This is a genomic window from Paenibacillus antibioticophila, assembly GCF_000455265.1.
In the GTDB taxonomy this organism is placed as follows: domain Bacteria; phylum Bacillota; class Bacilli; order Paenibacillales; family Paenibacillaceae; genus Fontibacillus; species Fontibacillus antibioticophila.
Genome location: NZ_HG005139.1, coordinates 524,107 through 530,884, shown reverse-complemented (window position 1 = coordinate 530,884; position 6,778 = coordinate 524,107). Strand labels below are relative to the sequence as shown.

7 protein-coding genes are annotated in these 6,778 nt (G+C 55.3%); all 7 read right to left on the bottom strand.

Annotated features, from left to right (window positions below; translation table 11 throughout):
• Window positions 1–78: 78 nt before the first annotated feature.
• On the bottom strand, window positions 79–1,104 hold the full coding sequence (locus TX85_RS02280; RefSeq protein WP_049894759.1) for a TRM11 family SAM-dependent methyltransferase: 1,026 nt from the start codon (window positions 1,102–1,104) through the stop codon (window positions 79–81).
• A 5-nt stretch (window positions 1,105–1,109) separates the two neighbouring features.
• The gene (locus TX85_RS02275) at window positions 1,110–1,877 is read right to left on the bottom strand and encodes a TIGR03915 family putative DNA repair protein (RefSeq protein ID WP_044477527.1); all 768 of its coding nucleotides are present in this window, start codon (window positions 1,875–1,877) and stop codon (window positions 1,110–1,112) included.
• Window positions 1,874–3,178, bottom strand: coding sequence for a putative DNA modification/repair radical SAM protein (locus TX85_RS02270; RefSeq protein WP_044477526.1), 1,305 nt, complete (start codon window positions 3,176–3,178; stop codon window positions 1,874–1,876). The genes TX85_RS02275 and TX85_RS02270 overlap by 4 nt, the downstream gene beginning before the upstream one ends.
• A gap of 92 nt (window positions 3,179–3,270) precedes the next feature.
• Window positions 3,271–3,882: a histidine phosphatase family protein gene (locus TX85_RS02265; protein WP_158297292.1), complete on the bottom strand. Its 612-nt coding sequence runs from the start codon at window positions 3,880–3,882 to the stop codon at window positions 3,271–3,273.
• Window positions 3,883–3,930: 48 nt separating this feature from the next.
• Complete coding sequence (gene cbiB, locus TX85_RS02260) at window positions 3,931–4,902, bottom strand: adenosylcobinamide-phosphate synthase CbiB (RefSeq protein WP_044477524.1); 972 nt, start codon at window positions 4,900–4,902, stop codon at window positions 3,931–3,933.
• Window positions 4,899–5,627: an adenosylcobinamide amidohydrolase gene (locus TX85_RS02255; protein WP_044477523.1), complete on the bottom strand. Its 729-nt coding sequence runs from the start codon at window positions 5,625–5,627 to the stop codon at window positions 4,899–4,901. The genes cbiB and TX85_RS02255 overlap by 4 nt, the downstream gene beginning before the upstream one ends.
• Window positions 5,627–6,721 carry a pyridoxal phosphate-dependent aminotransferase gene (locus tag TX85_RS02250; RefSeq protein WP_044477522.1) on the bottom strand — a complete coding sequence of 365 codons (1,095 nt, stop codon included), beginning with the start codon at window positions 6,719–6,721 and terminating at the stop codon, window positions 5,627–5,629. The genes TX85_RS02255 and TX85_RS02250 overlap by 1 nt, the downstream gene beginning before the upstream one ends.
• Window positions 6,722–6,778: the final 57 nt, after the last annotated feature.

Genomic DNA, 6,778 nt, shown 5'->3' with positions numbered 1-6,778 from the left:
CAAACAAATAAGCCCATAAACATAACATGAAAAGTTATGTTTATGGGCTTATAATCGGCTGGAATCAGAATTAATAACTCATTTCCCCTCACATAGCCAGATATGTCTTCTGAAGCTCCCCTTGTCGAGGGATGCATGATCAACAGCATGCAAGCCGCATCCAGGGAGCAACCCTGCGATCTCCTCCGTAGTTACAATTACAGCTCTTGAACTGATCTGCCCCAAGCGGGTCAGCATCCTCAACTTATCGCCCTCCGGCAGGACAGAGCATAAATTGTAAGGCATATCCAGAATCGCAGCGTCATAGTGTTCACGCACTTCGTTCATATCCCCAAGCTTCACCAAAGCAGCAGGGTCATAGCCGAAAAAGCTGAGATTTCTCCGCGCACCTTGTACGGCAAGCGGATTTATATCTACACCTACAATATCAATTCCCATCGATAAGGCCTCGATCATGACATTGCCCATCCCGCAGCAGGGATCAATCACCTTGATTCCCTCCAGTTCTGGCACTGCGATATTGACTAAAGAGCGGGCGACGGTAGCGGACAGACCCGTTGAATAATTGCTTGGCTTATGCTTATGAGAAAGCCAAGGGCGAAGCCCTTGCCGGCATATTCCCAGCTGCCATCCCTCTTCAGAAGCAAGCAATCCAAACAATAGATCAGGCGACTTCATTTCAGCCTTACCCCGTATTCTCCGGCCAACAAGGCGTTCCATTTCCCGCTGTTCCTCATAGCTTCGCATTTCTCCGCATTTCAGATACATGATCTTGAAGCTGCGCCCGTTCAGCGTAAGATGTCCTGCTTGCTCCAGCAGCTCTTCAAAGGTTGGGGTCTGCATCCCGATATCGACCCGCATGGATATAAACGGGCTCCGATCCGGGTCAATTCTCTTGAGACTCTGAATGTAATTCCTCGATCCGCTTCGAGCTTCGAACCTGCTGCTAAACAGCGTACGATTTGCACCTGCTTCAAATAAAGACGACAGTTCCAGCCTGCATAGATCGCGCTCGCTCTCATGACAAGCATAGGGATAGATGCAGACTCCCGTACGCCAATGCTCTCCCAATTCATAATCCGTTATTTCAAAGCTGCTCTTCATTAGATTCATTCCTCTTGCATTTCCGTCAAATGGGCCCAATACCGCTTGGGCATATGGGATAAACGAGCGCGGTGATTGATACGTTCTTGAATGGCAACCGTATCATAGAATCGCTTCCATAACCGCCGATAGCCCTCTTCTTTCTCGTCAGCCTCCGGTATGGAAATTTCGTCCGCATTCAGCATCATCAGTCTCTCTTCTGGCCGCGCATCATGGCGATACATCAAGGCCTCGCCATGATTCTTATCATAAATCAAAAAGGTATCGCCTGCAAAACGCTGGCAGAAGTGCCCTGCAATCAAGGGAAGCACCCGATTTTTCGGCTCAATCACCGCTACCAGCACATCATCATGGATCGAGAAGCGAACAAACCCCATAAAAGCATGGCTTTCCGTCTTCAAATGACGCACAGCCTTGTTCAACTGATGGATCGAGGGCTCGGTCAGCATTTGCATCACTCGTCCCCCAACGCGGAAGCCGATCCGCAAGAAGCGGTAAATCAGCAGCTCCTTCTGAGGGGCACAAGTAAGAAAGCCGCAGCGAATCAAATCCTGAGCTTGCGGAGAAATATTGCGCGCAATGGAGTTGTAGACCCGTTCCGCCTTTGCCTGACACGTCGCCACTGTCCGCGGGGCAAACAGAACAGCCTGCGGCTCCTCCGCAGAGCTAATATCGGCCAGCTCTTCCTTGCGTTCATAGCTCTCGAAGACGCAAGTCAGCAACCCGTCAAAGGTGCCGTCATAGATATACGACACTCCAGTTGTCCAGCTCACGGCAACAACACTTCCTTGCCCGCCCCGCCAGCAAGCTCCTCATCACTGAACAAGGATAACTGCTCGACTTGCGGGCTCGGCAAATACATGCTGTATTCCCGCTTGGAGATCAGCGATCGAAGAATGGTGCTCTCATTGACCTTCAAGCCTTCCAGCCGCCGGCCCGAGCAGGTGATGAAGTATTGCGCGCGCTTTAGGACAACGCCCAGCTTCTTCAAGCCATGGAAGTCGATTCGTCCTGCCTTTCTGGCTGTAACGATCCGCTTTGCACTGCGGATTCCGATGCCCGGTACTCGAACCAGCTTGTCATAAGGAGCCGTATTCACTTCAACCGGAAATTGATCGATATGATTCATCGCCCAGTTGCACTTCGGGTCCATGAACGGATTGAAATTCGGCGCCCCTTCATCCAGCAGTTCCTTCGCTTCAAAGCCGTAGAACCGCAGCAGCCAGTCCGCCTGATACAGACGATGCTCGCGTAATAACGGCGGCTTGCTGTCCAGTGCAGGCAGCAGCGAATCTTCCATGACAGGCGTATACGCCGAGAAATAAACCCTTTTCAACTGAAACTTCTTGTATAAGGATTCGGTGAGCGTGATGATCCTCAAATCACTGTCAGGCGTTGCTCCGACAATCATCTGGGTGCTTTGCCCGCCGGGAACAAAGCGCGGCGCATGGCGGTATTTCACCAAATCGGAGCTATTCTCCTGAATGCCTTGACGAATTGCCGACATCGGCTTCAGAATCGATTCTTTGGATTTGTCAGGCGCAAGAAGACGCAAGCTGTCCTGTGTAGGAAGCTCGATATTGACGCTCATCCGGTCAGCCAGCAATCCTAAGCGGGTGATCAGCTCAGGGGCCGCTCCGGGAATGGCCTTCACGTGGATATAGCCGTTAAAGCGATGGGTGTACCGCAGCAGCTCCAGCACCTTAATCAATTGCTCGGTCGTATAATCAGGGTTCCGCATAATACCGGAGCTGAGGAACAAACCCTCAATATAATTGCGGCGATAAAAATTCATCGTCAGATCGGCAAGCTCTTCCGGCGTAAACATGGCCCGTCTCGTATCATTGGAGCGCCGATTGACGCAATATTTACAGTCATAAATACAGCTATTGCTCATTAACACCTTAAGCAGAGAAATGCAACGTCCATCCGCTGCGAAGCTGTGGCAAATGCCGCACCCCGCCGTATTACCGGTACCGCCTGGCGTATTTCCCCGCTCGACCCCGCTGGAGGAACAAGACACATCATATTTGGCCGAATCGCTCAAGATGGTCAGCTTGTCATAAACATCCATCATCACAGCCTCCCTTTTGTTCTCATTTTAATACGAACGTATGTTCTAGTCAATTTGTGAGAAGGGTTAGCTGTGACCTTTTCGTGTCAATTTTACGTTGGCAAAAGAACCGCCTCACCATCCGGCATGCTCTTCAACCGCAAAATCTCGCCCGGAGCGATCTTGAAGTCAGGATCATGAAAGTTACGGCCGCCGGCCAGTCTTCCTGCAAGCAGCGAAATTACGCCTCCATGAGTAACGATCAGGACAGGCGCAGGCAAGGAAGCATTCTCTTCATTCAGAAAGAGATCAGATGTATTCTTCCAAAGCTCACTGTAGAATTCCGCAACTCTGGACTCAAATTGTCCCCAAGACTCCCCTCCAGGCGGCACCTGCGAGGCCGGATCATCAATCCATTCCCGGTAAGCCTTGTAACCCCTCAATTCCTCATAGGTTTTCCCTTCCCAGGCTCCAAAATTCAACTCGCGGATTCGGGCATCATAATACGCAACCGAAGCCAGATCAGGACGAATGCGGGCCAGCGTCTCGCGGCAGCGCAGCAAATCGCTGCAATAAACCTTGCTGAATTGGATCCCCGCTAATTTAGCCGGGAGCTGCGCAAGCGCTGCCTCTTCACCGGACAGCAGCTTAAGATCACTGTGCCCCTGATAGCGCCGACTACGGTTCCACTCCGTATATCCATGACGGATAAACCACCATTCCATATGCTTCAGCACCTCCATTTACGGACTGGATCTAGGGATAAAAGCGAACTACCACGCCACACCGGCCCAGGATAGCATAAATTGCAGGGCTGCAGCGATCACCACAAAGGCTCCGGAGACAGCCATCAGTAATGCTCCGGTCTTGGGAATATCATGAGGCTCAAGCTCTCTGCGCTTCTCTCCCATATAAGCCCTGAACGAAGTCTGTCCCCCATAGCTGTTCTCGCCGCCCAGCCGGATCCCCAAGGCGCCAGCCACAGCGGACTCCGGGTAGCCGCTGTTCGGGCTGGGATGCTTGGATGCATCACGCCGTACCGCCCTCCAGGCCTCCCGCGCCTTCAGGCGCAGACAGGCCGCTGCCGCGACAAGCATAAGAGCCGTTAATCGCGCAGGGATGTAATTGGCCGCATCATCCAGACGCGCGGAAGCCCAGCCGAGCTCCTTGTACCGTTCGTTCTTATAGCCGACCATAGAGTCCAGCGTATTGACCGCTCGATAGGCCATCGCAAGCGGTGCGCCTCCGATCAACGCGAAAAACAGCGGCGACACGACGGCATCCACAATGTTCTCGGCTACGGTCTCCACTGCGCCGCGCGTAATCTCCGGCGCATCCAGATGGTCCGTGTCGCGGCCCACAATCATGCTGAGCGCCTGCCGCGCGGCAGGCAGATCACCGCGGAGCAACGGGGCGCACACGGCCATGCCTGCATCGCGGAGCCCCTTGGCCGCGATGGTGGTCCAGATCAGCGCGGCCTCTCCGAGCGCCGCCAGCCACGGGTTGACCTGGGCCAGCAGCCATAGCAGCGCCCAGGTCAACCCATAGCTGCCGCCGACCACCGTCAGCGGCAGCAGCACCCCAGCGCCCCGCAAGGCCCGGGGCGCGAACAGGCGGCGCAGCGCCGCCTCGACCCGCGAGATCGCCTTCCCCATCCCGACCACGGGATGAGGAAGCCAGCGCGGGTCACCCAGCAGCCGGTCCAGCGCATACGCGACCGGCAGCACCCACCACGCCGCCGTCATGCCCGCTCCGCCGCTGCGGCACGCAGCGACTCGCTCACGGCGGCGTACACCAGGCGGCCAACCGTGCCGCCCAGATCCGTTGCCGTGCCGGCGTAGCTGTGCAGCAGCGCCCAATCCGGGCGCTGGCTTACGCCGAGGACGACGGCATCGGTCGTTGTGCCGGTGGCCGAAAGGCCATTCTCGGCATCGCACACGCCGAGATCGTGCAGGGCGGCGGCCTTCGCCTCCGTCGCCGTCATCACCGCATTGACCATCGCGGCCTGGGTCATGCGTCCGTCCACCGCCAGCATCACATTAATCGTTCCCGGCGTCCAATCCGCCCGGAACGTCGTTCGCCGGCTCCCTGCTCTTGCGGCATTGGATACGCCCGCCGTAGCGCAGCATAGCACGGAATAGTCCGCGCATTGCTCCTCCTGTACAGACGCATGCCGCAGTTGAACGGCAGTCAGCAGCCCTGCCGTATGATCCGTGGGAATTCCCCACTGCTTCAAGCTTTCTGCAATATCCCGCTCCGGGTTGTCACAGCGGTAGAAACGGTCCACATAGATATTGATCATCCGCTCCACACGCCGCATTCCTCCCCCGTATACCGCGCTGCTAATGCCGTCCAGACCAGCAGGCGCCTCCAGCAGGATATGGCGTTCTCCCCGGATCAGCTTTAATCCCGCCCAGCTCTCGGATTCATAAATTCCTTCATTGCCCGTAAACAAAAATGGCGTTGCCATCAGCTGTCCCCTCTTTCCAATACATCCCCAAGCTCGTGCAATAATCTGTCACAGGCTGCCGGGCTCTTCACAGCAATCCGGATATCCCCGGGACCGAGGCCCGGATACATGGCGCAGCTGCGCACAAGAATTCCGCGTCCCCCCAGTCGTTCCTGCATCGCTGCAGCCGTCCAGCGCTCCGGCAATCTCACAAGCAGGAAGTTCGCCTCCCCAGGCCAGGTCCGGCAGCCCAGCTCCGCAAGTCCTTCACGCAAACGGGCTCTCTGTTCCGTGATCATAGCTATGGTGTCCCTGCCGTAAATTCCGTTAGCGGACAGACAAGCCTCTCCGGCGAACAGTGCAAGGCCGTTGACGCTCCAGGTTACCTGCTTGTTCCGCATAGCAGCGGCTCGGTCGGGATGAGCAATCGCATATCCGAGCCGCAGCCCGGGAATGGCATAGAATTTGGTCATCGAGCGGATCAGAATCAGATTCCGGTAGGCCATCAGCTCTTTCTCCAAGGACTGTCTCCGTTCCACGGGAATAAAGTCAATAAACGCTTCATCCATCACAATAACGGTATTGTAGCGCTCCCCCGCTTCGGCAAAGCTCTTCAATTCCTGCAGACCATACTGAACCCCGTTCGGGTTATTCGGCTGGCCGATGAATATGAGCCCGCAGCGGGAGATCAGCTCGATGATCTGATCAGGGCTTGCCTTGAAGTCCCGCTCTTCTTTCCCAAATACAGCTATGACCTCAGCCCCGAATTTCGCAGCAAGCCGAGCATATTCCGAGAAGCACGGTTCAATAACTCCCACCTTTACAGGGGCAAATGCCAGCAAAGCCAGCGCCATATTCTCGGCTGCACCATTGCCGATCACCAGACAGTCCGGCTCCACGCCAAGCATTTCGGATAACCTTGACACAAGCCCCCGATGCCCGGGGTCTGGGTAAGCGGTAATTGATGGCAGGGCTTGACCCAGCATGTCCAGCACGCCTGGGGGTGGTCCTAACGGATTAATGTTGGCGCTGAAATCGAGAAAGCGCTCCGGTGCGAGTCCAAATTTTGCTGAAGCCGTATGTATATCCCCGCCATGTCCGTATAGTTCCAACATTCTCTTCACCTCTCTTGAAGAACTGCCGAGTCCTTCATTCAATACTTACGATTCAAA

Excerpts from the sequence above, each read along its gene's own strand:
- TX85_RS02280 (WP_049894759.1), bottom strand. The coding sequence starts at position 1,104 with ATGAAGAGCAGCTTTGAAATAACGGATTATGAATTGGGAGAGCATTGG.
- TX85_RS02270 (WP_044477526.1), bottom strand. The coding sequence starts at position 3,178 with ATGGATGTTTATGACAAGCTGACCATCTTGAGCGATTCGGCCAAATAT.
- TX85_RS02265 (WP_158297292.1), bottom strand. The coding sequence starts at position 3,882 with ATGGAATGGTGGTTTATCCGTCATGGATATACGGAGTGGAACCGTAGT.
- cbiB (WP_044477524.1), bottom strand. The coding sequence starts at position 4,902 with ATGACGGCGGCGTGGTGGGTGCTGCCGGTCGCGTATGCGCTGGACCGG.
- TX85_RS02255 (WP_044477523.1), bottom strand. The coding sequence starts at position 5,627 with ATGGCAACGCCATTTTTGTTTACGGGCAATGAAGGAATTTATGAATCC.
- TX85_RS02250 (WP_044477522.1), bottom strand. The coding sequence starts at position 6,721 with ATGTTGGAACTATACGGACATGGCGGGGATATACATACGGCTTCAGCA.